At 57.7% G+C, this 24,170-nt stretch carries 26 protein-coding genes, 2 tRNA genes and 1 rRNA gene; 18 read left to right on the top strand and 11 right to left on the bottom strand.

Features of this window, described 5'->3' with window-relative positions; genetic code table 11:
• Positions 1-169 precede the first annotated feature (169 nt).
• A 5S ribosomal RNA gene (gene rrf / locus EGO56_RS15285) occupies positions 170-285 on the top strand.
• An 87-nt stretch (positions 286-372) separates the two neighbouring features.
• A tRNA-Asp gene (locus EGO56_RS15280) sits at positions 373-449 on the top strand.
• A gap of 71 nt (positions 450-520) precedes the next feature.
• Here the strand turns inward: EGO56_RS15280 and yafC are convergent.
• Positions 521-1,423, bottom strand: coding sequence for a DNA-binding transcriptional regulator YafC (gene yafC / locus EGO56_RS15275; protein ID WP_135910004.1), 903 nt, complete (start codon positions 1,421-1,423; stop codon positions 521-523).
• A gap of 262 nt (positions 1,424-1,685) precedes the next feature.
• Between yafC and EGO56_RS15270 the strand changes: the two genes are divergently transcribed.
• Positions 1,686-2,477: an endonuclease/exonuclease/phosphatase family protein gene (locus EGO56_RS15270; protein WP_033732016.1), complete on the top strand. Its 792-nt coding sequence runs from the start codon at positions 1,686-1,688 to the stop codon at positions 2,475-2,477.
• A 108-nt stretch (positions 2,478-2,585) separates the two neighbouring features.
• Here EGO56_RS15270 and mltD read toward each other — a convergent pair whose 3' ends face one another.
• Complete coding sequence (mltD, locus tag EGO56_RS15265; RefSeq protein ID WP_013356866.1) at positions 2,586-3,962, bottom strand: murein transglycosylase D; 1,377 nt, start codon at positions 3,960-3,962, stop codon at positions 2,586-2,588.
• 71 nt (positions 3,963-4,033) lie between these two features.
• On the bottom strand, positions 4,034-4,789 hold the full coding sequence (gloB, locus tag EGO56_RS15260) for a hydroxyacylglutathione hydrolase (RefSeq protein ID WP_135910590.1): 756 nt from the start codon (positions 4,787-4,789) through the stop codon (positions 4,034-4,036).
• Positions 4,790-4,831: 42 nt separating this feature from the next.
• On the opposite strand from gloB, the gene EGO56_RS15255 reads away from it, so the two are divergent.
• On the top strand, positions 4,832-5,569 hold the full coding sequence (locus EGO56_RS15255; protein ID WP_013356868.1) for a class I SAM-dependent methyltransferase: 738 nt from the start codon (positions 4,832-4,834) through the stop codon (positions 5,567-5,569).
• Here EGO56_RS15255 and rnhA read toward each other — a convergent pair.
• Positions 5,551-6,018 (bottom strand): ribonuclease HI, encoded by a 468-nt coding sequence (rnhA, locus tag EGO56_RS15250; protein ID WP_013356869.1) that lies wholly within the window; start codon positions 6,016-6,018, stop codon positions 5,551-5,553. The genes EGO56_RS15255 and rnhA overlap by 19 nt on opposite strands.
• 51 nt (positions 6,019-6,069) lie before the next feature.
• Here rnhA and dnaQ point away from each other — a divergent pair, with 51 nt between their 5' ends.
• Both dnaQ and EGO56_RS15240 read left to right on the top strand, forming a co-directional pair.
• On the top strand, positions 6,070-6,801 hold the full coding sequence (dnaQ, locus tag EGO56_RS15245; RefSeq protein WP_013356870.1) for a DNA polymerase III subunit epsilon: 732 nt from the start codon (positions 6,070-6,072) through the stop codon (positions 6,799-6,801).
• Positions 6,802-6,935: 134 nt separating this feature from the next.
• Positions 6,936-7,012: transfer RNA gene (locus tag EGO56_RS15240), tRNA-Asp, on the top strand.
• A 49-nt stretch (positions 7,013-7,061) separates the two neighbouring features.
• Here EGO56_RS15240 and EGO56_RS15235 read toward each other — a convergent pair.
• The gene (locus tag EGO56_RS15235) at positions 7,062-8,570 is read right to left on the bottom strand and encodes an NCS1 family nucleobase:cation symporter-1 (RefSeq protein WP_135910002.1); all 1,509 of its coding nucleotides are present in this window, start codon (positions 8,568-8,570) and stop codon (positions 7,062-7,064) included.
• 143 nt (positions 8,571-8,713) lie between these two features.
• On the opposite strand from EGO56_RS15235, the gene EGO56_RS15230 reads away from it, so the two are divergent.
• Genes EGO56_RS15230 through puuE form a run of 3 tightly spaced genes read left to right on the top strand, consistent with a single transcriptional unit; the run spans position 8,714 to position 11,152 of the window.
• Positions 8,714-9,436, top strand: a complete 723-nt coding sequence (locus EGO56_RS15230; protein WP_135910000.1) for a GntR family transcriptional regulator — start codon at positions 8,714-8,716, stop codon at positions 9,434-9,436.
• Positions 9,433-10,164 carry an allantoin racemase gene (hpxA, locus tag EGO56_RS15225; RefSeq protein WP_110331407.1) on the top strand — a complete coding sequence of 244 codons (732 nt, stop codon included), beginning with the start codon at positions 9,433-9,435 and terminating at the stop codon, positions 10,162-10,164. Before EGO56_RS15230 ends, hpxA begins: the two co-directional genes overlap by 4 nt.
• A gap of 34 nt (positions 10,165-10,198) precedes the next feature.
• Complete coding sequence (puuE, locus tag EGO56_RS15220) at positions 10,199-11,152, top strand: allantoinase PuuE (RefSeq protein WP_013356874.1); 954 nt, start codon at positions 10,199-10,201, stop codon at positions 11,150-11,152.
• A gap of 50 nt (positions 11,153-11,202) precedes the next feature.
• On the opposite strand, the gene hpxZ is transcribed toward puuE, so the two are convergent.
• Genes hpxZ through EGO56_RS15200 form a run of 4 tightly spaced genes read right to left on the bottom strand, consistent with a single transcriptional unit; the run spans position 11,203 to position 14,758 of the window.
• Positions 11,203-11,583: an oxalurate catabolism protein HpxZ gene (gene hpxZ, locus EGO56_RS15215; protein ID WP_110331408.1), complete on the bottom strand. Its 381-nt coding sequence runs from the start codon at positions 11,581-11,583 to the stop codon at positions 11,203-11,205.
• Positions 11,583-12,980: an AtzE family amidohydrolase gene (locus EGO56_RS15210; RefSeq protein ID WP_135909999.1), complete on the bottom strand. Its 1,398-nt coding sequence runs from the start codon at positions 12,978-12,980 to the stop codon at positions 11,583-11,585. The genes hpxZ and EGO56_RS15210 overlap by 1 nt, the downstream gene beginning before the upstream one ends.
• The gene (gene hpxX / locus EGO56_RS15205) at positions 12,977-13,159 is read right to left on the bottom strand and encodes an oxalurate catabolism protein HpxX (RefSeq protein ID WP_003852562.1); all 183 of its coding nucleotides are present in this window, start codon (positions 13,157-13,159) and stop codon (positions 12,977-12,979) included. Before hpxX ends, EGO56_RS15210 begins: the two co-directional genes overlap by 4 nt.
• Before the next feature lie 12 nt (positions 13,160-13,171).
• Positions 13,172-14,758, bottom strand: a complete 1,587-nt coding sequence (locus EGO56_RS15200) for a gamma-glutamyltransferase family protein (RefSeq protein ID WP_135909997.1) — start codon at positions 14,756-14,758, stop codon at positions 13,172-13,174.
• 138 nt (positions 14,759-14,896) lie between these two features.
• On the opposite strand from EGO56_RS15200, the gene hpxU reads away from it, so the two are divergent.
• From hpxU to uraH, 9 genes are all read left to right on the top strand, one after another.
• Entirely contained in the window at positions 14,897-15,736 is an 840-nt protein-coding gene (gene hpxU, locus EGO56_RS15195; protein WP_135909995.1) for a MurR/RpiR family transcriptional regulator HpxU, read from the top strand.
• Positions 15,737-15,927: 191 nt separating this feature from the next.
• Positions 15,928-16,713 carry a transporter substrate-binding domain-containing protein gene (locus EGO56_RS15190; protein WP_033731666.1) on the top strand — a complete coding sequence of 262 codons (786 nt, stop codon included), beginning with the start codon at positions 15,928-15,930 and terminating at the stop codon, positions 16,711-16,713.
• 10 nt (positions 16,714-16,723) lie between these two features.
• A complete protein-coding gene (locus EGO56_RS15185; protein ID WP_013356881.1) occupies positions 16,724-17,392 on the top strand; it encodes an amino acid ABC transporter permease in 669 nt (222 codons plus the stop codon).
• Entirely contained in the window at positions 17,392-18,048 is a 657-nt protein-coding gene (locus EGO56_RS15180; protein ID WP_033731668.1) for an amino acid ABC transporter permease, read from the top strand. The genes EGO56_RS15185 and EGO56_RS15180 overlap by 1 nt, the downstream gene beginning before the upstream one ends.
• The gene (locus EGO56_RS15175; protein WP_061061686.1) at positions 18,029-18,760 is read left to right on the top strand and encodes an amino acid ABC transporter ATP-binding protein; all 732 of its coding nucleotides are present in this window, start codon (positions 18,029-18,031) and stop codon (positions 18,758-18,760) included. Before EGO56_RS15180 ends, EGO56_RS15175 begins: the two co-directional genes overlap by 20 nt.
• A 21-nt stretch (positions 18,761-18,781) precedes the next feature.
• A complete protein-coding gene (locus tag EGO56_RS15170) occupies positions 18,782-20,017 on the top strand; it encodes a pyridoxal-phosphate-dependent aminotransferase family protein (RefSeq protein WP_061061687.1) in 1,236 nt (411 codons plus the stop codon).
• Positions 20,014-21,267, top strand: coding sequence for an allantoate amidohydrolase (gene hpxK, locus EGO56_RS15165; protein WP_135909993.1), 1,254 nt, complete (start codon positions 20,014-20,016; stop codon positions 21,265-21,267). Before EGO56_RS15170 ends, hpxK begins: the two co-directional genes overlap by 4 nt.
• A 2-nt stretch (positions 21,268-21,269) precedes the next feature.
• The gene (gene uraD / locus EGO56_RS15160; RefSeq protein ID WP_135909991.1) at positions 21,270-21,764 is read left to right on the top strand and encodes a 2-oxo-4-hydroxy-4-carboxy-5-ureidoimidazoline decarboxylase; all 495 of its coding nucleotides are present in this window, start codon (positions 21,270-21,272) and stop codon (positions 21,762-21,764) included.
• On the top strand, positions 21,761-22,096 hold the full coding sequence (gene uraH / locus EGO56_RS15155; protein WP_061061690.1) for a hydroxyisourate hydrolase: 336 nt from the start codon (positions 21,761-21,763) through the stop codon (positions 22,094-22,096). The genes uraD and uraH overlap by 4 nt, the downstream gene beginning before the upstream one ends.
• An 11-nt stretch (positions 22,097-22,107) precedes the next feature.
• Here the strand turns inward: uraH and EGO56_RS15150 are convergent, their stop codons facing one another.
• Together EGO56_RS15150 and EGO56_RS15145 are read right to left on the bottom strand one after the other, a co-directional pair.
• The gene (locus EGO56_RS15150; protein ID WP_135909989.1) at positions 22,108-22,875 is read right to left on the bottom strand and encodes an amidohydrolase; all 768 of its coding nucleotides are present in this window, start codon (positions 22,873-22,875) and stop codon (positions 22,108-22,110) included.
• Positions 22,863-24,023, bottom strand: a complete 1,161-nt coding sequence (locus EGO56_RS15145; RefSeq protein WP_135909987.1) for a pyridoxal phosphate-dependent aminotransferase — start codon at positions 24,021-24,023, stop codon at positions 22,863-22,865. Before EGO56_RS15145 ends, EGO56_RS15150 begins: the two co-directional genes overlap by 13 nt.
• Between the last annotated feature and the right edge of the window lie 147 nt (positions 24,024-24,170).

Genomic DNA, 24,170 nt, shown 5'->3' with positions numbered 1-24,170 from the left:
CGATTTTCAGCTTATTCCGGATAAAATTAGCGGAAACGAAAGATTTTGCGGCGTGACAAGGCGCAGAGCGAAGACATCAGCGGGAGCATACTGAGGTATGTGACCGGTGTGGCTGAGCGATGGCAACACGGTCATGGCGTAAAAGGTTCGTTTCGTGCACCAAGATTTGCCTGGCGGCTGTAGCGCGGTGGTCCCACCTGACCCCATGCCGAACTCAGAAGTGAAACGCCGTAGCGCCGATGGTAGTGTGGGGCCTCCCCATGCGAGAGTAGGGAACTGCCAGGCATCAAATTTGTTCCTTTTCCTCTGACAGGGAAAATAACGGGAACAGACGGTTATCAGCTGGTTGCTGATAAGCGTGAAAGAATCGGTGGAGCGGTAGTTCAGTTGGTTAGAATACCTGCCTGTCACGCAGGGGGTCGCGGGTTCGAGCCCCGTCCGTTCCGCCACTTAATTGGAAAGCCCTGACTTAACGGTCAGGGCTTTTTCCATTTCAGCAAATAAGCCAGTGCAAAAGACCTCATGTGCGCCACGGCTGCTCAGCTGTCCACTCACTGAGAAAATCGATAAAAGCCCGCACACGCTGGCTCACACCGATATCGCTGTAGTAGACCGCATTGAAGGGCATCTCGACCGGCAGACGTTGATCGGCCAGCACCTCCACCAGTGTTCCCTCCGCCACCTCACGATCGATCATATAGTCTGACAGACAGGCAATACCATTGCCGGTAAGACAGAGTTGCTTAATTGTCTCTCCGCTATTGGAAGAGATAGCCCAGTCGATGTCATAGAGTTCGCCGCTTTCACGTGCGATGGGCCAGCGATTGAGCCTCGGGGATTCTTCGAAGCCAAGACAATGATGGTTATCCAGATCGGTCACCTTTTGTGGTACACCGTACTCACGGAGATAGGCTGGTGACGCGACAACCTTGCGAAAACTGTTGAACAGTAATCTGGCGCGTAGCGTTGAGTCCGTGAGATTGCCGGCACGAATTGCAATATCCACTTTCCGTTCAATCAGATTGATAAAACTCTCTGAGGAGATCAACGAAAGCGTCACCCCGGGATAGCGCTGGCGAAAGGGCTTAACCATCGGCATCAGCAAATGCAGAATAACCGGTGTCGCGGCATCAACGCGCAATAGCCCTTTGGGCTCATGTAAGCTTTCTATCAAATCGCTTTCTGCGGTAGTCATCTCCTGCAAAAAGCGCTGAACATGGCGGAAATAGCGTTCGCCTTCCTGCGTCAGTGCCAGTTGTCGCGTGGTACGGGTCAGCAGAGCAATGCCCAGCTTGTTTTCCAGTTTTTTTATGGTTCTGCTGACGGCAGAGTTTGCCATCTGCAATTGCTCAGCAGCACGGCTGAAACTTCCACTCTCTACTACACTGACAAACACTTTGAGTTCGTCAGAAGATGCCTTCATTTTTCCGCCCTGTCGTGTCGTAGATATTTAGCTACTTTATGAACGATTATACTGGCATAACCAGTACAGCCGTCCTCAATGATGACACCGTTGATGTGGCCTGGTTCTGCCTCGTTTAGCTTAGCGAGCTTAAACTAACGCCTTTATTCTGGAAAAGCGTGATGAATTCTGACATTCACCTGCATCCATTGAAACCCCGGTCTAGAATCCCTATAACAGACAGGTGTTAACTGTATTTTTGAATTATCAGCCAGGCGGGAAAGTGCGCAAAAAAACTTATGCAATGCGATATGTAGCAGGACAACCAGTGGAACAGATTTTTCCACCTGGCGCGATGCTCCATCTCGGCCAGGCACTGCCACCCGGCGCACCGTTGCCCGCGCATCCAAACCTTAAAGTTCTGGTATGGAATATTTTCAAGCAGCAGCGTGCAGACTGGATGTCAGTGCTGGAAGGATTTGGTAAGGATGCGCACCTGGTATTACTGCAGGAAGCGCAGACCACACCCGAACTGGTGCAGTTTGCCACCAGTAATTATCTGGCTGCCGATCAGGTGCCTGCCTTTGTGCTGCCTCAGCATCCCTCTGGCGTGATGACACTCGCTTCTGCCCATCCGGTCTATTGTTGCCCATTACGCGAGCGTGAGCCTCTGCTGAGGCTGTCAAAATCGGCGCTGGTTACGGCGTATCCGCTGCCAGCGGGAGAAATGCTGATGGTGGTTAACATCCATGCGGTTAACTTCAGCCTGGGTGTCGACGTCTACAGTAAACAGCTGGGACCCATCGGCGAACAGATCATGCATCATCAGGGACCGGTAATCATGGCGGGGGATTTCAATGCCTGGAGCCGTCAGCGCATCAATGCGCTCTACCGGTTTGCACAGCGGATGAAGCTGGAAGAGGTGATGTTTACGGCCGATCACCGCCGCAAAGCGTTTGGTCGCCCGCTGGATTTCGTCTTCTATCGCGATCTCAGAGTGAGTGAGGCATCCGTATTGGTGACGCGCGCTTCCGATCATAATCCGTTACTGGTGGAGTTCAGTTCAGGCGGCTAATCCTGCGCGACGAAGAAGCCTGAAGCAGGGGAGGGACGTCGGGGGATGAGTAAACGGCGGCAGATGAATAAAAGAAAAAGGCTGACAAATGTCAGCCTTTTCAACGTATCAGGTATCCGGTGTTGCGTTATTATTCACAAACAGCGTTAAGTTATCGCCGGGTTGAATATCTTTCGCACTGTCCAGCACACTGTTCCAGCGCATCACGTCTTTGATATTGACGCCGTGATGACGGGCAATACTGTCAAGAGAATCACCCTTACGAACACGATAGGTGATGCTGTTGCCGTTATCAGCCAGTCGGGTGCCGTTCGAACCGATGGTCAGCGTCTGACCCGGTCGGATATCAGCACCGCGCAGGTTGTTTTCCTGCTTCAGTGTCGAGACGCTAACGCCAAGTTTAGCGGCGATACCAGAAAGCGTATCACCCCGTCGCACTTTGTACCCGCCACTCGCGCTGGCTTTCGCAAGCTGCACAGGCTGTACCGCTGCGATGTCACCGGAAGCCAGTGAGTTTCGCAATTTCGCGACGTTCGACTTCGGCACCATAATATAGTGCGGGCCGTTTGGCGCTGTTGCACCGCCTTTGTAGCCGGTATTGAAGCTCTTAAGTTTCGTGAGCGACATACCTGCCATTTCGGCAGCCTGCGTCAGCTGTATCTGCTGACCCACTTCCACTCGTGCCAGAGCACGACTTTCATTAGGTGTCGGCAGTTTGATACCGTAACGCTTGTTATTTTTGAGCAGTTCACTCAGAGCTAACATTTTAGGCACATACACGGTCGTTTCGCGTGGCAGCGATAAATGCCAGAAGTCAGTCGGCTTACCGCGCGCCTTATTCTGCTTAATCGCTTTGAGCACCCGTCCTTCACCACTGTTGTAAGCAGCGATGGTCAGTAACCAGTCACCGTCAAACATGGTGTTAAGACGCTGCATCATATCCAGCGCAACTTTCGTGGATGCGACTACATCACGTCGCCCATCGTAATACTGGTTTTGTTTCAAACCATAGTTTCGACCCGTAGCTGCAACAATCTGCCAGATACCAGCGGCATTGGCGGATGAGGTTGCGCGAGGGTCAAAAGCGCTCTCCACTATGGGTAGCAGTACCAGTTCCATCGGCATTTTACGTTTCTGTATCTGCTCGACTATCCAGTACATGTACGGCTCTGCCCGTAATGTTACATCGTGGAGATAGCTCTTATTTTTTAAAAATTTACTTTTTTGTTCGCGGATTGCCGGGTTTTCCGGAATCCCCATCTTCAACTCGTCACTAATGAAACTCCAGAGATCTGCGTCTGCTGCGAGGCCAGTTCCATCTTCCTGCCATCGCGGCGACAAAAACTCGTCTCCGTACTTTCCATTTTCACCTTGACCAGCTGAAGACAGACTCTGTGCATGCTGTTCGGGGATATTGGCATCGTTCCTGGAAGCCTGACATCCTACCAGCAAGACTGAGGCGAGTAAGATCGCTTTAGCCTTCATGTGTGTGTCAATAGTTCGCTTAAAAGACGAGCAACTATACGTGACGACTTTTCACAACACAACCCGAAAAATCAAAAAGCGTCTTTCTTCTCGCGTAGAACGGCAAATGTCCGCCATACCGGTTCATCAGTAACGTTAACGTTTAATGCCCTTTGCAAATCAATATCTTGCGTACGCAGAAATAAATTTATTGACCGTTCGTGCGCCAGTTTTGTTGGCAGACTAATGCCATTTTCGGCACGTAAGTCCTTAATTTTCTGGTATTCGGCCGTTATTTGCGGGTCATGGGGCAGAATAGCCGCAGCAAACTTCAGATTGGATAAAGTATATTCATGCGCACAGCAGACTAAGGTTTCTCCTGGAAGCTGATTAAGCTTTTGAAACGAATCATACATCTGCTCTGGTGTGCCCTCAAAAAGGCGTCCGCAACCGCCTGAAAAGAGAGTGTCACCACAGAAAAGATAAGGTGAGCTGTAATATGAGATATGTCCTAAAGTGTGACCAGGGGTATGGATCACTTCAAAGGTCAGGCCCAGTACGGTGACTTTATCCCCTTCGCTGACTATCGTCCTGGCACCTTTCGCTTCGGTTTCCTGAGGACCATAAACCTCAAGGTGAGGGAAGTGTTCACATAATGTTTTCACGCCGCCCGTATGGTCGTTATGGTGGTGAGTCAACAGAATCGCGACTGGCTGCCAGCCGTTTGACGCCATTTTTTCTAACACTGGCTGAGCTTCGCCGGGATCAACGATCAGGCATTTACCCTCATCATCATTCAGCGTCCAGATGTAGTTGTCCTGCAACGCAGGAATACTGGTAAGATTCATCATCACCTCTCGCAGGTCGTAGGAAAAGGAAGAGCGTAAAGCATGAAGCCCGCTAAATCACGCCAGGTTCTGAACGCACCGTTGTCCTGGCGCAATATGCCGTGGGGAGATTATTTCCGCGACGCGCTAACGCAGCAGCTTCAGCCTTACCTTGGAAAGCTTTATGGCTTTCATATGCTTAAGCTTGGCAACCTCAGCGCAGAAATCAACACTGAAAACTGTGCTATTTCACATCAGGTCAATGTGGGCAGTGAAGGCGAGCTGTTACAGGTGCGGGCTGACCCGATGCAGTTGCCGTTTGAGTCGAAGTCGATTGATGCCTGTTTGCTGGCCCATACGCTCGCCTGGAGTCAGGATCCTCACCGGGTGCTACGCGAAGTGGACAGGGTGTTAATCGATGATGGCTGGATGATCATCAGCGGCTTCAATCCCTTCAGCCTGCTAGGTGTGAGTAAAATGGTACCGGGATTAACCCGCAAAGCACCCTGGAGCGGGCGGATGTTCAGCCAGATGCGATTGCTCGACTGGCTGGGACTACTGAATTATGAGGTGGTCTACCGCACCCGCTTTCAGGTGCTGCCGTGGCACCGGCAGGGCGGAAAACTGATCAGCGCCCACTTACCGGCGCTGGGCTGTCTGAATATTGTGGTGGCACGTAAGCGAACCTTCCCGCTGCTGCCGACCCGGGCAAAAAAGAGCCTGAGCACCAGCAAGATCCGCCAGACGGTCAATGCCACGCGTCAGTTCCGCAAGGCAGAGGATCAGGACTCGGCTTTATAACCGATATCCTCAAAGGCAGGGTTTTCCGCCGCGCTGCGGGCCAGCACGTCGCAGCGCTCGTTTTCCGGGTGTCCGGCATGTCCTTTAACCCACTCCCACTGAATCTTATGGGTGCTGAGGGCTAAGTCGAGACGCTGCCAGAGATCAACATTTTTCACCGGCTTTTTATCGGCGGTTTTCCAGCCACGCTTTTTCCAGTTATGGATCCAACTGGTAATGCCCTGACGCACATACTGACTGTCGGTGCTGAGCACCACATCGCATGGCTGGGTCAGCGCTTCAAGCGAGACAATCGCCGCCATCAGCTCCATCCGGTTGTTAGTGGTAAGGTAATAGCCCGCGCTGAAGGTTTTCTCATGCTGACCGTAGCGTAAAATCGCACCGTAACCGCCGGGACCGGGATTTCCAAGACAGGATCCATCGGTGAATATTTCTACCTGTTTGCGCATCTCTGGTAGACTTCCTCTCAAAAGCGCCAAGTCTGACATAAAACGGGTCTTATGAGCACTGCAAATAACCGCCAGATCGTTCTCGATACTGAAACCACCGGCATGAACATGATCGGGGTACATTATGAGGGGCACCGCATCATTGAGATTGGTGCGGTAGAGGTGATTAACCGTCGCCTGACCGGTAACAATTTCCATATGTATCTCAAGCCCGATCGGCTGGTCGATCCCGAAGCCTTTGGCGTCCACGGTATTGCCGATGAGTTCCTGGCCGACAAGCCCGCCTTCAGCGAAATCGCCGATGAGTTTCTCGACTACATTCGCGGTGCCGAGTTAGTCATCCATAACGCGCCGTTTGATATCGGCTTTATGGATTACGAATTTTCAAAGCTGAACCGCGGCATTGAGAAAACCGAAACCTTCTGCAAAATTACCGACAGCCTGGCACTGGCGCGTCGAATGTTTCCCGGCAAGCGTAACAGCCTTGATGCGCTCTGCTCGCGTTACGAAATAGACAACACCAAACGAACCCTGCACGGCGCACTACTCGATGCCGAGATTCTGGCTGAAGTGTTCCTGACCATGACCGGCGGGCAGACGTCACTCTCCTTCTTATCGGAGAGTGAAAGCGCCCGGCAGGCACAGGGAGAGAGCATTCAGCGCATCGTGCGTCCCGCTTCTGCACTGCGTGTGGTGACGGCCAGCGAAGAAGAGGTTGTTGCTCATGAGTCCCGTCTGGATCTGGTCATGAAAAAAGGCGGCAGCTGCCTGTGGCGCGGCTGAAGGGCCTGTTTTTGTGGATAAAATCAGCGTCAAGCTGAAAAAAACAGCAAACGATTCATTCACCTGGAAAAAGCGTTGACGCCGTAACGGCCTGCCATTACTATGCGCCTCGTTCCCGACGGGGAACAAAGCGCGGAGCGGTAGTTCAGTTGGTTAGAATACCTGCCTGTCACGCAGGGGGTCGCGGGTTCGAGCCCCGTCCGTTCCGCCAATCTCTTTAAAAAAGCCGATTCAGAAATGAATCGGCTTTTTGCTGTCTGCTATTCAGCGGCGGCTTGCTTCTTCTGCGCCATTCCTTCGCTATGCCAGCGGGTCACATCCTCCGTCTTGCGATCTTCACGGGCGATAAAGCGATAGCAGCCTGCCGCCAGACCGGCACCAATAAACCAGCTGAAGTTCGCCACCTGATGCAGGGAAGGGATAAAGCTAATCACCAGGCAAATCGCTACCGACGGCAGCAGCGCGCCAATCGCTTTGGGGTTAAAGCCTCCGCGATACCAGTAACGGCCTGCTGGCGTATCGTTAAACAGGTCATCGACCGAGATACGTCCACGTTTAATCAGGTAGAAATCGGTCAGCAGAATGCCGAACAGTGGTCCGATGAACGATCCCAGCACATCCAGCGTGTAATGAATCAGCTCAGGGGACTGGAACAGGTTCCACGGCGTTAACAGCACGGAACCCACGGCAGCGATCATGCCCCCGGTGCGGAAGCTGATTTTCTGCGGTGAACAGTTGGAGAAGTCAAAAGCAGGTGAAACGAAGTTCGCCACGATATTGATGCCGATGGTGGCAGTAATCATGGTCAGCAGGCCAATCGCCACCGCCAGATCGTTGCCGACCATACTCACGGTTTCAATCGGATCGGTAATCATCTTGCCAAACAGCGACTGCGTGCCTGACACAATCACCACCGTCACCACAGAGAACAGCAGGAAGTTGAAAGGCAGGCCCCAGCGGTTGCCACGGCGAATCTCGGACATGTTTTTGCCGTAGCGTGAAAAGTCACCGAAGTTCAGCAATGGACCGGAGAAGTAGGAGACCACCAGCGCCGTGGCCGTAATCATCTGCCACGTCTGCTCACCTGCAGTCAGTGATTTGCTGGCAAGGGTAAAGGAGATCCCATCGAAGCCGGTCTTGTATACAATCCAGCCCGCCAGCGCCACCATCACCACATAGACGGCCGGACCTGCAACGTCGATAAAGCGTTTAATCGCGTTCATGCCGTGCCAGAACACCATCGCCTGCAGTAACCACATTACCCCGAAACAGCACCAGCCCAGCAGCGACAGACCCAGCCAGTGCGGTACGGTCATCGACGTCAGCGACGGCGCGAACTTCAGCAGCACCAGCATCAGGGCGTTCGCCGCCAGGTAGGTCTGGATGCCATACCACGCGAACGCGATCAGCCCGCGGATCACTGCCGGAATATTGGCGCCAAACACGCCAAATGCCTGGCGGCAAATCACCGCATAAGGTACGCCAGCCATCTGGCTCGGTTTCGCCACCAGATTCGCACAGATCTGCACGATGCAGATCCCGGCCAGCAGACAGAGCAGCACCTGCCAGCTGGCTAATCCCAGCGTGAAGAAGCTGGCGGCCACCACATAGCCACCCATGCTGTGCACATCGGACATCCAGAAGGAAAAAATGTTGTACCACGACCAGTTCTGATCGCGTGTCGGTGCCAGGTCTTCGTTACAGAGCCGTGGGCTGTAACGGGCACTGGCTTCAGAGGCCGTGCTGGCCACCGTTGATTGATTTGGCATGAAACCTGCTCCTTTACCCGAGAGTGAAATGAATAATCTGGTAAAACGGTAGTGCAGGATTCAGGCCAGATCTCTTTTCTTGTATACAATTTTTAATTTTCACGTATACGATAGTGGCACACAGCGAGCGACCGGAGCAGGTAATGACGAGTAAAACAGGCCAGCGAGACGCCACTAGGCTGCAGGATAAGGATGAAGGGATCTACCAGGCGCTAATGAACGCCATTGTTGAGCATCAGCTGCCGCCGGGCAGTAAATTGCCGGAAGAGGCCCTTTCCGGAGTATTTGGCGTGAGCCGCACCGGCATCCGCAAAGTGTTGCAGCGCCTCGCGGCGGTGCAGATGGTGACGCTGACGCCCAAACGTGGTGCGCAGGTGGCGACACCCGGTGTTGAAGAAGCGCGGGACATCTTCTCCACCCGCAGTTTGATGGAGTGCGCTAATCTGTCCGCGGTACTGGCGCATCTGCAGCCGCCTCATCTGGTGGCGCTGGAGCAGCTCATCGCGCAGGAGAATCAGGCCCTTGCCGATCAGGATGGTCCGGCAGCGATCCGGCTCTCTGCGGCATTTCATATCCAGCTACAGGCGATCTCCGGCAATCAGGTGCTCACCGGCATGGTGACCAGCCTGACGCAGCGCTCGTCGCTGGTGATTGCCGCTTATGGCGCGCCGTGGCAGCGCGGCTGCCGCTGTGACGATCACGCGAATCTGCTGAAGTTACTGCGCGCGCGTGCGCTGGAACCGCTGACGCAGGCGCTACAGCATCACTTTGAGCACATCGTTTCCAGCCTGCATTTTGAGCGCAGCGGAGAAACCCTGCCCGACTTCTCCCGGCTGTTTGCCGCAGGCTCTGGAGTTGCCTCATGAGCGTGATTCAGGTCATTAATCCCAACACCAGCCTGGCGATGACTGAAACCATCGGCCAGGCCGCCCGTGCGGTCGCCGCACCGGGCACCGAAATTCTGGCGGTCTCACCGTCGCAGGGCGTGCCCTCGATTGAAGGCCACTTCGATGAGGCGATCGCCGCCATCGGCGTGCTGGAGCAGATCAAACTCGGCAGGGAGCAGGGCGTCAGCGGCCATGTCATCGCCTGCTTTGGCGATCCGGGTCTGCTGGCGGCACGCGAGCTGGCCAGCGGACCGGTGATCGGCATTGCGGAAGCGGCGATGCATACCGCCACGCTGCTGGCGACGCGTTTCTCCATTGTTACCACGCTGCCACGCACCCTGGTGATTGCACGTCATCTGCTGCAGCAGTATGGCTTTACCCATCACTGTGCCGCGTTACACGCCATCGATCTGCCGGTCCTGGCGCTGGAAGATGGCAGCGGCCTGGCGCAGGAGAAAGTGCGTGAACGCTGTATTCAGGCGAAACGGGAAGATGGCAGCGGGGCGATTGTGCTGGGCTGTGGCGGAATGGCCACGCTGGCTGCTTCACTGACCCAGGAGCTGGGCCTGCCGGTGATCGACGGCGTCAGCGCGGCGGTGAAAATGGTGGAGTCGCTGGTGGCGCTGGGCTTTGGCACCAGCAAACATGGCGATCTGGCCTGGCCTTTGCAGAAACCTCTCTCAGGTGCGTTTCAGCATCTAAACTAACGGAACTTTCCCGAATTCAGACAGGAAGCGAGTGATGACTGACGCTGCAGAGAAGAAAGAGTACAGCTTTAACAAAAACTATCCGCGCGATTTAATCGGTTATGGCGCTAATCCGCCGCACGCCGCCTGGCCCAACAACGCCCGCGTGGCGGTGCAGTTTGTTCTGAACTATGAAGAGGGCGCAGAAAACAGCGTGCTGCACGGCGATGCGGGCTCAGAGCAATTCCTTTCGGACATCATCGGTGCAGCGAGCTATGCCGATCGTCACATGTCGATGGAGTCGCTGTATGAATATGGCTCCCGCGCCGGTTTCTGGCGCATTCACAATGAGTTTCAGAAGCGCGGTCTGCCGCTAACCGTCTTTGGTGTGGCGATGGCGCTGGCGCGTCACCCGGAAGTCGTCGAGGCGATTAAACAGGCGGACTACGATGTGGTCAGCCACGGCTGGCGCTGGATCCACTATCAGGGCATGGATGCAAAAACCGAACGTCAGCATATGCAGCAGGCGGTTGATGTGCTGGTGGATCTGTTTGGTAAAGCACCGACCGGCTGGTACACCGGCCGCGACAGCCCGAATACCCGCCGGCTGGTGGTGGAGCAGGGTGGTTTCAGCTACGACAGTGACTACTACGGCGACGATCTGCCGTTCTGGACCCAGGTCACCTGTCAGGATGGCACGGTGAAACCGCACCTGATTATTCCTTACACCCTGGAGTGCAATGACATGCGCTTTGCCTCGCCGCAGGGGTTTAACACCGCCGAACAGTTCTTCACCTATCTGCGGGACACCTTCGATGTGCTGTATGAAGAGGGGGAAACCGCGCCGAAGATGATGTCGATCGGCATGCATTGCCGCCTGCTGGGGCGTCCTGGCAAATTCCGCGCGCTGCAGAACTTCCTCGATCACATTCAGCAGCACGATGACGTCTGGATTTGTACCCGTCAGCAGATCGCTGACCACTGGATCACCACGCACCCGGCTCCGTAAGCCGGGTCCGGCGCTTGCCCCGTACTGATTGGGCGAAGCGCCGGAGGCCGTCAGCTCATCAGACTGACCTGCGCCGCCACGATGCACCAGCCGTGGGGCATGCGCACCCAGGTCTGCTGCTGGCGGCCAATTTTATCGCTGCCGGTGCGGGTAAATTCGGTGCTGCAGACCGCATAATCCTCACCAAAGGTGGTAATCACGGTGTTGCGCAGCGTCCGGTCCAGCCCGGCTGACGGACGCGCGGCACGGAAGGCCCGAATCTCATCAATGCCATACAGATTCTCACCCGCGCCGAGGCGCACGGTTCGCGGGTCGTGCCAGAACAACGCATCCAGTTCGTCCACATCATTGCTGACCAGCGCCTGCTCGTAGCGGTAAAACTGCGCCGTCACCTCGCTGAGCACCTGCGGTAAATTAATCTCTCTGTTCATCAGGCTCCTGCCATATTGATTTGCGGTATCGTAATGCCCTGCTGTTCCAGTGCCCAGGCGGCGCGTAGCACTGCCTCTTCGTTAAACGGACGGGCGATAAGCTGTAAGCCAATCGGCAGGCCGCTCCGGGTCGCCAGCGGCACGGTACAGACCGGCAATCCCAGGAAGGAGATCGGCTGCGTCAGCATCCCCATGCTCGCTTTAGCGGGCAGGGATTCACCCTGAATCGACAGCGTCTGCTGGCCGATCGTGATCGCGCTGCAGGGGGTTGCCGGGGCGATCAGCACATCGAAATGATCAAACAGCGGTAACACCTGCTGCTGGAAATGACGACGGAAGCGCTGCGCCTGCACATACCAGGCGCCTGGCATCATGGCCCCGGCCAGCAAACGCTCGCGTGAGTTCGGTTCAAACTGCTCCGGCATCTGGCGCAGGGCGGGCAGATAGTGATTGCCGCCTTCTGCAGCAGTCATGATAAACGCGGCTGAACGAGCCAGCTCTGCCTCCGGCATCAGCACCTCTTCCTGTGCCTCCAGCGCTGCCGCAACCACCGCGACGGCAGCGCGCGCGTCATCATCACACCAGCGGGCAAAAAAGCCGCCCAGCACGCCGCAGCGTAAGCCTTCGCTGCCCCGTGACAGCTCTGGCAGCGTCGCGGCAAGCGGACGATCGGCCTGAAACGCATCGGCGTGGTCTGCGCCCTGCAACAGATCATATACCAGCGCCAGGTCTTCAGCCCGCCGTGCCAGTGGACCGATGTGGTCAAGGCTGGCGACAAACGGATGGCTGCCGCTGCGTGACAGGCGGCCAAAGGTGGGCTTAAGACCAAAAATACCGCACAGCGACGCGGGCACCCGAATCGATCCATTGGTGTCGGTCCCCAGCGAAAAGTGAACCAGCCCGGCGGCCACGGCGGCAGCCGAACCGCCTGACGAGCCGCCCGCCACGCGGCTGAGATCGCGCGGATTGTGGGTCGCACCATAGTGGCTGTTTTCGGTAGTAAAACCATAAGCGTAGGCATCCATGTTCAGCATACCCGACAGCAGCGCACCGGCATGACGCAGCTTATCAACGGCAAACGCATCTGCCTGTGCCGCAGGGCGATCGCGGAACAGGCTGGCACCGGCCAGCGTGCTGTGACCCGCCACATCAAACAGATTTTTCACCGCATAAGGAATGCCCGCCAGCGGTGGCAGCGTTTCGCCGCGCTGCCGCTGCGCATCAATGGCGCTGGCCTCTTTTAACATGCGTGGCCCGGTGACTTCCGTCCAGGCATTCAGCGCCGGGTTGTGCTGCTCAACCGCCTGCAGCGTGTGCTTCGCCACCTCCAGTGCGCTGATCTCACCCTGCTGAATCGCCCGTTGCAGCGTCTGAATTGAAACATCACCTAATCTCATGCCTGATATACTCCTGCCACTTCCAGCCGGTCATCCAGCGGAAACGCCATCAGCGGCGCGGCCATCTCCGCGATACGCGACAGCTGGATCAGCAGTTCAGCGCGGCGGGCGTCATCCAGTTCCAGTTGCAGGATCTGCTCCATATGGCCGATGTAGCTGGCCCAGTCGTGTTGATTCATGATTCGCTCCTGTTAAAAACCGGCGGCGCTGCCATTACTGCGCGGATCGCTTGCGCCCTCAAACATGCCATTGCTGTGACGCACAATCGCGCCCGCATGGCCTACGGATTCGCTGAAGTCCGGCAGTCGTTCAACCTCATGTCCCCACAGGCGCAGCATCAATACCGTTTCGTCGTCAAAGCGGCCTTCCAGTTTTAATGAGTCGGACGATTGCCCCCAGGTCCGGCCCAGCAGCCAGCGCGGTGCACTGACCGCCTGCTGTAACGGCAGCCCCTGAATGACATGGCGGGTGAAAATTGCCGCCTGAGTCTGCGGCTGCCCATCTCCGCCCATCGCGCCATACACCATTGTCCGGCCATCTTTCAGCCGCGCGGCGGCGGGATTGAGGGTATGGAACGGCTGCTTACCGGGCGCGAGCGCCAGCAGATGGTCAGGGTCGAGGCTGAACGCAGCGCCCCGGTTCTGCCAGGTGATGCCCGTGCCAGGCAGCACCACACCGCTGCCAAACTCGTGGTAAATGCTCTGAATAAAGGAAACAGCCAGACCGCTGCTGTCCATTACGCCCATCCAGACCGTATCGCCCGGTCCGCGTCCGCTGCCCCAGGCGGCGGCCTCACCATCGGCGATCTGGCTGGCGAGCGTATCGAGATGATCGCTATCCAGCAGCGCCTGCACATCTTCGGTGACGTGACGCGGATCGGTGATGTGTTTGTCGCGTAGCGCAAAGGCTTTTTTGGTGGCTTCCACGATGCGGTGCACCGTCTGCGCGTCGTCAGCCTCCGCCATCTCAAGCCGATCGGTGATGCCGAGGATCGCCAGCGACACGACGCCCTGGGTCGGCGGAGCGATATTCCAGATGTCGCCTTCACTGTGGGCGAGATGCAGCGGCGTTGTGCGACGGGCGCGATGATGCTGCAGATCGGCCAGCGTCACCGGCATGCCCAGCGTCGCCATCTCACCGGCCATGTGGTGAGCCAGCGGGCCGCGATAAAAGCTGTCGAGTCCCTCTTCGGTGAGCTGGCTTAGGGTATTCGCCAGCGCGGGCTGGGTAAAACGGCTGCCTGGCTGCGGCACATCGCCGTCCGGCATAAAATGGGCGCTGAAGCCGGGCTGATGCTGCAACTCACTGAGAAAGTTCGTGGTCGCGGCGGTCTGTGAGGCGGTCACCGGAATCCCGTCGGCGGCGTAGCGAATCGCATCCCGCAGCAGACGGGCCAGCTGCAGTGGCGGGGTGCCCATCTCTGCAGAGAGCGTCAGTGCCTCCTGCCAGCCGCTGACCGTACCGGCCACCGTCAGCGCCGCTTTCGGCCCGCGATGTGGGATCTTCGGGTAATCGGCGTAAAAATCGCGGTGAGCCAGTGAACCGGCTGTGCCGCTGGCGTCGATAGCGACCGGATCGCCGCCAGGCGGCAGAATCAGCCAGAAGCCATCGCCGCCCAGTCCGTTCATGTGCGGATAGACTACGGCGATAGTTGCGGCAGCAGCCACCATCGCTTCAATGGCATTACCGCCATCGCGCAGCACCGCGAGCGCACTTTCACTCGCCAGATGGTGTGGCGTCACCGCCATCCCCTGCGGGGCCATATTGCTTTGAATCATCTTTTTCTCGTTCTTTGGGTGACAGAACCCATAACAAAGCAAGAGCTGTTCCAGTTTTCATGCTCAGCTGACAATGCGCCGCTTAACCTGGCGTAAATTGTGCTAGCTTCTGCTGAAACAAAAGTTACAGGACGCCTTATGAAACAGCTTGATGAACGACTCAGAAGTCACTATCCCCAGCTCTCTCCGCAGGAGCAGCGTATTGCCGACTTCGTGTTTGACCACTTCGATGACCTGATCAGCTACAACAGCGCCGAGCTGGCGCGGCTCAGTGGCGTGTCGAAAGCCACGGTCAGTCGACTGTTTAAGCGTCTGGGCTATGAGAAGTACAAGGATATGCGTGATGAGCTTCGCATCCTGCGCCAGAGCGGCATGCCGCTGACCGATAACCGTGATGCGGTGCAGGGCAATACGCTGCTGGCACGTCATTACAAGCAGGAGATGGCTAATCTGACGCAGTGGGTAAACAGCCTGGATGCCCGACACTTTAATGAGGTGATTCAGCAGCTGGCGCAGGCTAAACGTGTCTTTATCATCGGCATGCGCAACGCTTATCCGGTAGCGCTGCATCTGCGACAGCAGCTGGTGCAGGCGCGTTCGCAGGTGCATATCCTGCCGCAGCCGGGCCAGACGCTGGCTGAGGAGCTGGTGGATATCACGCCGGATGACATGGTAATCGTGATGGCGTTTCGTCGCCGTCCGCGCATCATCCGCCCGTTGATGCAGCAGCTGCAGGCGGGTGGCATCCCGCTGCTGGCGCTGTGTGAGCCGCAGGCGCAGACGGTGATTGCGCTGGCGCGCTGGCAGCTCTGTACGCCGCTCGACAGCGTTTCCGCCTTCGACAGTTACAGTGCCGCCATGAGCCTGGTTAACCTGATCGCCAATGCGCTGCTGCATGAAACGCTGGCACAGGGACGTCAGCGTATTCATCAGATCGCCGACCTTTACCAGCAATTTGACGAGCTGGAGCACCGATAACAGGCACCGTTTTGGTGCTTTGCCCCATTTCAGAACACCACTTCCCCGGCGTGATTGCCCCGATTATGCCGGATTTCCACTGAACTCTCTGCCGCTTAACCCTTTTTCTGTTGCCGCCCGGATTGGCACATTAGTTGCAGATTGCTTGTCAAAGAATCTTTTGTTTCACGTTAATCTCACCGGGGTGCATAATGAAAAAAGTTTTGATGGCGGTTGCGACAGCGGCATTACTGATGGCACAAACGGGCAGCGCGCTGGCCGATCAACTGCAGGATATCCAGAAGCGCGGCGTCATCCGCGTTGCCGTGCCGCAGGATTTTCCGCCGTTTGGCTCGGTCGGCACTGACCTGCAGCCGCAGGGATATGACATCGACACGGCGAAATATCTGGCGAAGCAGATGAAACTTAAGTTGCAGCTGGTGCCGGTCAGCAGTGCCAACCGCGTGCCTTATCTGCAAACCGACAAGGTCGATCTGGTTATCTCCAGCATGGGTAAAAACGCCGAGCGTGAGAAAGTGATCGACTTCACCCGTGCCTATGCGCCGTTCTTCCTGGGCGTCTTCGGTCCGAAGGGCGATGAAATCAAAGCGGCGTCGGCTCTGAGCGGCAAGTCGATTGGCGTCACGCGCGGTGCGGTAGAAGATATGGTGCTGAGTGAAGTGGCCCCGAAAGATGCGCAGGTGAAACGCTATGAAGATAACAACACCACGTTGTCTGCGTATCTCTCCGGTCAGGTGCAGTATGTCGCAACCGGTAACCTGGTCGTCGCCGCGATTGCGCGCCAGAATCCGGCCAAAGCGCCTGTGGCGCAGTTTATGCTGAAAGATTCACCCTGCTATATCGGCCTGAAAAAAGATGAGCCTGCACTGAAAGCGAAAGTGAATGAGCTGATTGAGCAGGGCATTAAAGACGGCACGCTGAATAAACTCTCAGAAGAGTGGCTGAAAGCACCGCTGCCTGCGAACCTCGGCGCCTGAGGACGGATTCATGATCGGGCAACTTAACTTTCCCGCCCTTTGGCCCTACTGGCCGGAGCTGCTCTCCGGTCTGTGGGTCACCATCCAGCTGACGGTGCTGGCGACCACCGGTGGCGTGGCGCTCGGCATTGCGGGCGCGGCGCTGCGCAGCGGCAAACCGAGCTGGATGAGCCGTCTGTGGGGCATCTATGTCGAGCTGATCCGCAATACGCCGTTTGTGGTGCAACTGTTCTTTATCGTTTTCGGTCTGCCTGCGCTGGGGCTGAAACTCACTGCGGGTGAGGCGGCACTGCTGGCGATGCTGATTAACCTTGGCGCCTACAGCACCGAGATTATCCGCGCCGGGATTCAGGTGACGCCCAAAGGGCAGTGGGAAGCGGGACGGGTGCTGGGATTAACCCGCAGCCAGACTTTTCTGCGGGTCGTGCTGCCGCCTGCGCTGCAGCGCATTTATCCGGCGCTGGTGAGTCAGTGCATCATCGTGATGCTGGGCTCGTCGGTGGTGTCGCAGGTCTCCTATGAAGAGCTGACCTTCGCTGCCAACCTGATCCAGTCGCGCACCTTCTTAAGTTTTGAGGTCTATCTGGTGACCACGCTGATCTACCTGGCGTTGTCGATTGCGATGCGCCATCTGCTGCTGGCGATTGGCCGTAAATGGTTTGGAGTGCAGCCATCATGATGACGACCTTTACCGACTGGGACATCCTGCGCAACCTGCTGCTGGCGGCGCGCTGGACCCTGTTGCTGTCGCTGGTGGCCTTTGTCGGCGGCACGCTGGTGACGCTGCCGCTGCTGTTTATGCGGCTGCTGCAGCGTAAGTGGCTGACGCGCCTGATACGCGGTTACACCGCGCTGTTTCAGGGCACGCCGCTGCTGATGCAGCTGTTCCTGGCATTTTTCGGCGTCGGCCTGTTTGGCATTGATGTCGCCCCCTGGACCGCCGCCTCACTGGCGCTGACCTTCTACACCAGCGCCTTTCTGGTGGACATCTGGTACGGCAGCATCCGCGCCCTGCCGAAAGGGCAGTGGGAAGCGTCGCGCTGCCTCGGCCTGACCTTTGGTCAGACGCTGTGGCGGGTGGTGGCACCGCAGGCGATCCGCATCGGTATCGCCCCGACAGTGGGATTCGCCGTGCAGGTGATCAAGGGCACCGCGCTGGCGTCGATTATCGGCTTCATCGAGCTGACCAAGGCGGGCACCATTCTCAACAACGTCACATATCAGCCGTTTAAAGTCTTTGGGCTGGTGGCGCTGGGCTACTTCCTGATGTGTTATCCGCTGTCTCGCTACAGCCAGTATCTGGAGAAAAAATTCAATGCCGCTCATCACCATTAATCAGGTGCAAAAATATTACGGCGACAACCATGTGTTGAAAGGCGTGGATCTGGATATCGACATGGGCGAGGTGATCTCGATCATCGGTCGTAGCGGATCGGGTAAAAGCACGCTGCTGCGCTGCATGAATGGGCTGGAAGGCTATCAGGAGGGCAGCATCAAGCTGGGCGGAATGACGATCACCGACCGCGATTCGCAGGCGCGTGAAATCAGCCGCTCGGTCGGAATGGTGTTTCAGAGCTTCAACCTGTTCCCGCACATGACAGCGCTGGAGAACGTCATGCTGGCACCGCGCCGCGTGCTGAAGAAAAGCGAGGCCGAGTGCCGGGCGCTGGCGGCACAGATGCTGGAGAAGGTCGGACTGGGCGAACGCCTTAACTACTATCCTGCCAGCCTCTCCGGCGGTCAGCAGCAGCGCGTGGCGATCGCCCGTGCGCTGGCGATGACGCCGAAAGTTTTACTCTGTGATGAGATCACTTCCGCGCTCGATCCTGAACTGGTGGGCGAAGTGCTCAAGGTTCTGGAGCAGCTGGCGGCAGAGGGCATGACGCTGATCCTCGTCACCCATGAAATGAACTTCGCCCGCGACGTGGGCGATCGTGTGGTCTTTATGCATCAGGGGCGCGTCTGGGAGCAGGGCGACAGTAAAACGCTGTTCGCCCAGCCGCAGACGCCGGAGCTGAAACAGTTTATCTCTTCGGTTCGTCTCTGAGTTTTAGAAAAGGAAATGATGATGGATATAACACAATTCCCGCAACTCAATCCGCCACAGCGTTTGCTGATGGGGCCGGGGCCGATCAACGCCGATCCCCGTGTGCTGCGCGCCATGTCGAGTCAGCTGCTGGGTCAGTACGATCCTGCGATGACCCACTACATGAACGAAGTGATGGCGCTCTATCGCGGCGTGTTCCGCACCGAAAACCGCTGGACGCTGCTGATTGATGGCACCTCTCGTGCCGGTATCGAAGCGATTCTGCTGTCGTCTATTCGCCCTGGTGACAAAGTGCTGGTACCGGTGTTTGGCCGCTTCGGTCATCTGCTGTGCGAAATTGCCCGCCGCTGTCGTGCGGACGTGCACACCATTGAAGTGCCGTGGGGCGAAGTCTTTACCCCGGACCAGATTGAAGATGCGATTAAAAAAGTGCGACCGCGTCTGTTGCTGACCGTGCAGGGCGACACCTCGACGACCATGCTGCAACCACTGGAGCAGCTGGGCGCAATCTGCAAACAGTATGGGGTGCTGTTCTATACCGATGCGACCGCGTCGCTGGCGGGTAACGCGCTGGAAACGGACGCCTGGGGCCTCGATGCCGTGTCGGCGGGGATGCAGAAATGTCTGGGCGGGCCATCGGGCACCTCGCCGGTCACCCTGAGCGCAGAGATGGAAGCCGTGATCCGCAAACGCAAATGCGTAGAGCAGGGGATCCGCACCGAAGCGCATCAGGATGGCGAAGAGGAGATGATCTACTCCAACTATTTTGATCTCGGCATGATCATGGATTACTGGGGCCCGGAGCGGCTCAACCATCACACCGAAGCGACCAGTGCGCTGTTTGGCGCGCGCGAATGTGCTCGTCTGATCCTGCAGGAGGGGCTGGATAACGGCATCGCCCGCCACAAACTGCATGGTGAAGCGATGCTGAAAGGCATTCAGGGGATGGGGCTGGAGACCTTTGGCGACCTGAAAAACAAAATGAACAACGTGCTGGGCGTGATGATCCCGTCCGGCGTGAATGGCGATCAGGTGCGCAAGCTGATGCTGGAAGATTTTGGCATTGAGATTGGCACCTCATTTGGTCCGCTGCATGGCAAGGTCTGGCGCATCGGCACCATGGGCTACAACGCGCGCAAAGATTGCGTGATGCAGACCCTATCGGCACTGGAAACGGTGCTGACCTACGTCGGCTACCGCACGCCGCAGGGTGCCGCCGCGCAGGCCGCGTGGGATCACTACGGGAGCCACGCATGATGATGAGCGCCAGCGAAGCCCAGGTCGCGGCACAGCGCGTGATGGCGCGCTGCGATACGCTGGCCGCGATCAGCGAAACGGCTGAGGGACTGACCCGTGTCTACCTCTCGCCAGAACATCTGCGCGCTAACGCCTGCGTCGGTGAGTGGATGCAGGCGGCGGGAATGCAGGTGTGGCAGGATGAAGTCGGCAATATCTGTGGGCGCTACGAGGCGGCAGAAGCGGGTGCGCCTGCGCTGCTGCTCGGCTCGCATCTGGACACGGTACGCAACGCCGGGCGCTACGACGGGATGCTGGGCGTACTCAGCGCCATTGAAACCGTGCAGTGGCTTAACGAACATCAGTGCCGTCTGCCGCTGGCGATTGAGGTGATTGGCTTCGGCGACGAAGAGGGCACCCGTTTTGGCATTACGCTGCTCGGCAGTCGCGGTATTACCGGCAGCTGGCCGCAAAGCTGGGTGACCCATCCTGACGGCAACGGCATCACCGTGGCGCAGGCGATGGCCGACGTCGGGCTCGACAGCGACCAGATCAAGGCGGCTGCACGGCGGGTCGAGGATATCGTCGGATATCTTGAGCTGCACATTGAGCAGGGCCCCTGTCTGGAGCAGGAGGATCTGGCGCTGGGCGTGGTCACGGCGATCAACGGTGCGCGCCGCCTCAACTGCCGTTTTACCGGCGAAGCCGGCCATGCGGGCACGGTGCCGATGACGCACCGCAAAGATGCGCTGGCCGCCGCTGCCGAGTGGATGGTGTTTATTGAGCAGACGACGCGTGAGCAGGACCCGCAGCTGGTCGCTACCGTCGGTACGATTAACTGTGCGCCGGGTGCGGTGAATGTCATCCCCGGCGAGGTGTCGCTGTCACTCGACGTACGCGGTCCGCTGGATAATCCGCTGGAGACGCTGCTCTCCAGCCTGTTAACCCAGGCAGAGGCGATTGCGCTGCGCCGTGGACTTCGCTTCGAGTCGAACGAATATTATCGCATCGGTGCCACCGCCTGTGACTCTGCGCTGCAACAGGCGCTGAGCCATGCGGTTGAAACGGTGCAGGGTCGCAGTCTGTCGCTGCCGAGCGGTGCCGGACACGACGCTATCGCCATCGCTGAACGCTGGCCGGTCGGCATGTTATTTGTGCGTAACCATCGCGGCATCAGCCACCATCCGGCGGAGTCGGTGGCGGTGGACGACGTAGCACCTGCACTGCAGGCCTATTTACAGGCGGTCTCGCTGATTGCCGGACGGAGCTGAACATGGAATTAGCCACATTTAATCAGCTTTCCGTTGACCAAGCGCAGGCGGCCATCCGGCACTGTGTGGCGATTCCGCACTGGCAGCAGGCGCTGGTAGCGGCCCGGCCTTTTGCCAGCACTGAGGCGCTACTGGCCACTGCCGATGCGCTGGCGCGTCAGTGGCAGCAGCCTGAACTGGAGGCCGCACTGTCGGCACATCCGCGCATCGGTGAACGCGCGAAGGGCGCAGATAAAGAAGCCGCGTTGTCACGTGGCGAGCAGTCTGCAATGCAGCAGGCCGATCACGCCCTGCAACGGGCGATGCAGCAGGGTAATCAGGCGTACGAAGCGCGTTTTGGCCGGGTGTTTCTGATACGCGCTAAAGGGCGCAGCGGCGAGCAGATGCTGGCAGAGTTGCAGCGTCGGCTGCAGAATAGCGATGTTGCCGAGCAGCAGGAGGCGCTGGATCAGCTGCGTGAAATTACCCTGTTACGCCTTAAGGAGACGATGCAATGAGTACCGTGACGACCCATATTCTTGACACGGCGCTGGGCAAACCTGCCAGCGGCGTGGCGATTTCACTGGAGCAGAACAGCCCGGAAGGGTGGTTTCCGATTTCACAGGGTGAAACGGACAGCGACGGACGTCTGAAAGATCTGACGCCCGAGCCGCTGACGCCGGGGCATTACCGTTTAACGGCGGAAATTGGCGACTATTTTGCCGCGGCCGGTCGGGATGCGCTCTATGTCAGCGCCCAGATCGATTTTGTGATTGCCGAGGCGGGCAGCCATTTCCATCTGCCGTTTCTGATCTCGCCTTGGTCGTGGTCAACCTATCGCGGCAGCTAATCGTCGGCGGTTTACAGCGAAAAACGATCCGCATCCTGCCACGCCGGGAAACGCTCGCGGTAGGCCTTCAGCGCGTCCAGCGACAGCTCAGCATCCAGCCGGGCGCGCTGATGCGGCTCGGCCGCCCTGAGGATCTCGCCCTGCGGCGAAATAATCTGGCTATCGCCGCTGTAGTGATGCTCATTGCCGTCACTGCCGACGCGGTTACAGCCTGCCACATAAGCCTGATTTTCAATCGCCCGCGCTAACAGCAGCGCCTGCCAGTGCAGCGCACGTGGCGCTGGCCAGTTGGCGACATAGAGCGCCAGATCGTAATCGTTGCGGTTACGCGAGAAGACCGGGAAGCGCAGGTCGTAACAGATTTGCGGCAGAATGCGCCAGCCGCGCCACTCAAACACCTGACGCTGTTCACCAGGCTGATAGTGGTGATGTTCATCCGCCATGCGGAACAGGTGACGCTTGTCATACTGATGCAGCGTGCCGTCCGGCTCGACCAGCAGGAAGCGGTTGAGCGCGCCATTGTCGGTCTGAATCGCCGCGCTGCCGCCGACCAGGGCATCGGTGCGACGGGCATGCCGATGCAGCCATTCAACCACCTGCGCCTGTGGCAGCGAGCTTTTCGCCGCCTCCATCGCAAAGCCGGTAGTAAACATCTCCGGCAGCAGAATCAGGTCACGTCCGGTAATTCCGGCCAGCTGCGCGTCAAAATGACGCAGGTTGGCCTCGCCATCCATCCAGCTCAGCGTCTCCTGCAAAACGGTAATTTTTAAAGCTGACATAAGCGCTCCGCGGCGGCATCTAATGTCGCCGGCTGTTTGGCAAAACAGAGGCGGATCAGTTTGTGAGGGAAAGCATCGGCGCAGAACACCGACAGGGGAATCGCGGCGACGCCCACTTCGCGGGTCAGCCACTGGCAGAAACTGACATCATCCAGATCGGAGATGGCGCTGTAATCGACCAGCAAAAAGTAGGTGCCTTCGCAGGGCAGTACCTTAAAGCGGCTGTTGCTCAGCGTCGTCGCCAGCCGATCGCGGCGGTCACGATAAAACGCCGGCAGCTCAAAATAGTGTTCCGGATGCTCACGCAGCATATCGGCAATCGCCAGCTGCGCCGGGGTATTCACCGAGAAGGTCAGGTACTGATGCACCTTGCGCAGTTCAGCGCTAATCGCCGCAGGAGCAATGCAGTAACCCACTTTCCAGCCGGTCATGTGGAACGTCTTGCCAAACGATGACACCGCAATGGCGCGCTGACGCAGTTCAGAATGGGCCAGCACGCTGGCGTGGCCCGCTTCATCGAAGCAGATGTGCTCATACACTTCGTCGCTCAGCACATAGATTGTGTGCTGAGCAATTGCCTGCCACAGCGCGGCGAAATCCTGCTGCTGCCAGACGGTGGCCGAAGGATTGTGCGGCGTATTCAGGATTACCAGCCGGGTCTTGTCACTCAGCAGTTCAGCAAATGCCTGCCAGTCCACCCGGAAGGCAGGCGGCTGCAGTGTAATGCGTTTCATCACGCCGCCCGACAGCTCCACCGCAGGGGCATAGCTGTCGTAGCTGGGATCAAAGCAGATCACCTCATCGCCCGGTCGCACCAGCGCGGTAATCGCCGCATAGAGCGCTTCGGTCGCGCCCGCCGTCACCGTAATTTCCGTTTCCACATCCGGACGATAGTCATAAAGGCGCGCGGTTTTCTCTGCAATCGCCTCACGCAACGGCAGCGCACCGGTCATCGGCGCATACTGGTTCGCGCCCTGGCTGACGTGATACGCCAGCCGCTGCTGCAGATAGTCCGGGCCGCTGAAATCGGGAAAGCCTTGGGAGAGATTGATGGCTTTATGCTGCTGTGCCAGCGCACTCATCTGGCTGAAAATCGTGGTGCCGAGCAAAGGGAGTTTGCTCTCGGGGATCAGGTTGTGCTGCGTCATGGTGTCAGGCCTTAAGCGCGAAGATTGATGCGGTGTCACCCGGTGTTTGTGCCACTATAAACAGGATGGTAGTATTTGGCAATCAAGACGCTTAGACGGCTAAATGAGTCATGCTCCGCACCTCAGCGGCGTTGGCTGCGCTTGCTT

This window comes from Pantoea vagans, assembly GCF_004792415.1.
Classification (GTDB): Bacteria; Pseudomonadota; Gammaproteobacteria; order Enterobacterales; family Enterobacteriaceae; genus Pantoea; species Pantoea vagans.
The sequence above is the reverse complement of the archived record's forward strand: the minus strand, read 5'-3'. Positions and strand labels throughout refer to the sequence as shown.

Bases quoted from the DNA above. Each gene is read 5' to 3' on its own strand.
- EGO56_RS15185 (WP_013356881.1), top strand. From the start codon at position 16,724: ATGATCGGGCAACTTAACTTTCCCGCCCTTTGGCCCTACTGGCCGGAG.
- hpxA (WP_110331407.1), top strand. From the start codon at position 9,433: ATGAGCGTGATTCAGGTCATTAATCCCAACACCAGCCTGGCGATGACT.
- uraH (WP_061061690.1), top strand. From the start codon at position 21,761: ATGAGTACCGTGACGACCCATATTCTTGACACGGCGCTGGGCAAACCT.
- uraD (WP_135909991.1), top strand. From the start codon at position 21,270: ATGGAATTAGCCACATTTAATCAGCTTTCCGTTGACCAAGCGCAGGCG.
- mltD (WP_013356866.1), bottom strand. From the start codon at position 3,962: ATGAAGGCTAAAGCGATCTTACTCGCCTCAGTCTTGCTGGTAGGATGT.
- EGO56_RS15210 (WP_135909999.1), bottom strand. From the start codon at position 12,980: ATGAGATTAGGTGATGTTTCAATTCAGACGCTGCAACGGGCGATTCAG.
- hpxU (WP_135909995.1), top strand. From the start codon at position 14,897: ATGAAACAGCTTGATGAACGACTCAGAAGTCACTATCCCCAGCTCTCT.
- hpxK (WP_135909993.1), top strand. From the start codon at position 20,014: ATGATGATGAGCGCCAGCGAAGCCCAGGTCGCGGCACAGCGCGTGATG.
- EGO56_RS15200 (WP_135909997.1), bottom strand. From the start codon at position 14,758: ATGATTCAAAGCAATATGGCCCCGCAGGGGATGGCGGTGACGCCACAC.
- hpxX (WP_003852562.1), bottom strand. From the start codon at position 13,159: ATGAATCAACACGACTGGGCCAGCTACATCGGCCATATGGAGCAGATC.
- EGO56_RS15170 (WP_061061687.1), top strand. From the start codon at position 18,782: ATGGATATAACACAATTCCCGCAACTCAATCCGCCACAGCGTTTGCTG.
- EGO56_RS15255 (WP_013356868.1), top strand. From the start codon at position 4,832: ATGAAGCCCGCTAAATCACGCCAGGTTCTGAACGCACCGTTGTCCTGG.
- hpxZ (WP_110331408.1), bottom strand. From the start codon at position 11,583: ATGAACAGAGAGATTAATTTACCGCAGGTGCTCAGCGAGGTGACGGCG.
- EGO56_RS15150 (WP_135909989.1), bottom strand. From the start codon at position 22,875: ATGTCAGCTTTAAAAATTACCGTTTTGCAGGAGACGCTGAGCTGGATG.
- EGO56_RS15230 (WP_135910000.1), top strand. From the start codon at position 8,714: ATGACGAGTAAAACAGGCCAGCGAGACGCCACTAGGCTGCAGGATAAG.
- yafC (WP_135910004.1), bottom strand. From the start codon at position 1,423: ATGAAGGCATCTTCTGACGAACTCAAAGTGTTTGTCAGTGTAGTAGAG.
- EGO56_RS15145 (WP_135909987.1), bottom strand. From the start codon at position 24,023: ATGACGCAGCACAACCTGATCCCCGAGAGCAAACTCCCTTTGCTCGGC.
- puuE (WP_013356874.1), top strand. From the start codon at position 10,199: ATGACTGACGCTGCAGAGAAGAAAGAGTACAGCTTTAACAAAAACTAT.
- EGO56_RS15180 (WP_033731668.1), top strand. From the start codon at position 17,392: ATGACGACCTTTACCGACTGGGACATCCTGCGCAACCTGCTGCTGGCG.
- EGO56_RS15175 (WP_061061686.1), top strand. From the start codon at position 18,029: ATGCCGCTCATCACCATTAATCAGGTGCAAAAATATTACGGCGACAAC.
- rnhA (WP_013356869.1), bottom strand. From the start codon at position 6,018: ATGCGCAAACAGGTAGAAATATTCACCGATGGATCCTGTCTTGGAAAT.
- EGO56_RS15235 (WP_135910002.1), bottom strand. From the start codon at position 8,570: ATGCCAAATCAATCAACGGTGGCCAGCACGGCCTCTGAAGCCAGTGCC.
- EGO56_RS15190 (WP_033731666.1), top strand. From the start codon at position 15,928: ATGAAAAAAGTTTTGATGGCGGTTGCGACAGCGGCATTACTGATGGCA.
- gloB (WP_135910590.1), bottom strand. From the start codon at position 4,789: ATGAATCTTACCAGTATTCCTGCGTTGCAGGACAACTACATCTGGACG.
- dnaQ (WP_013356870.1), top strand. From the start codon at position 6,070: ATGAGCACTGCAAATAACCGCCAGATCGTTCTCGATACTGAAACCACC.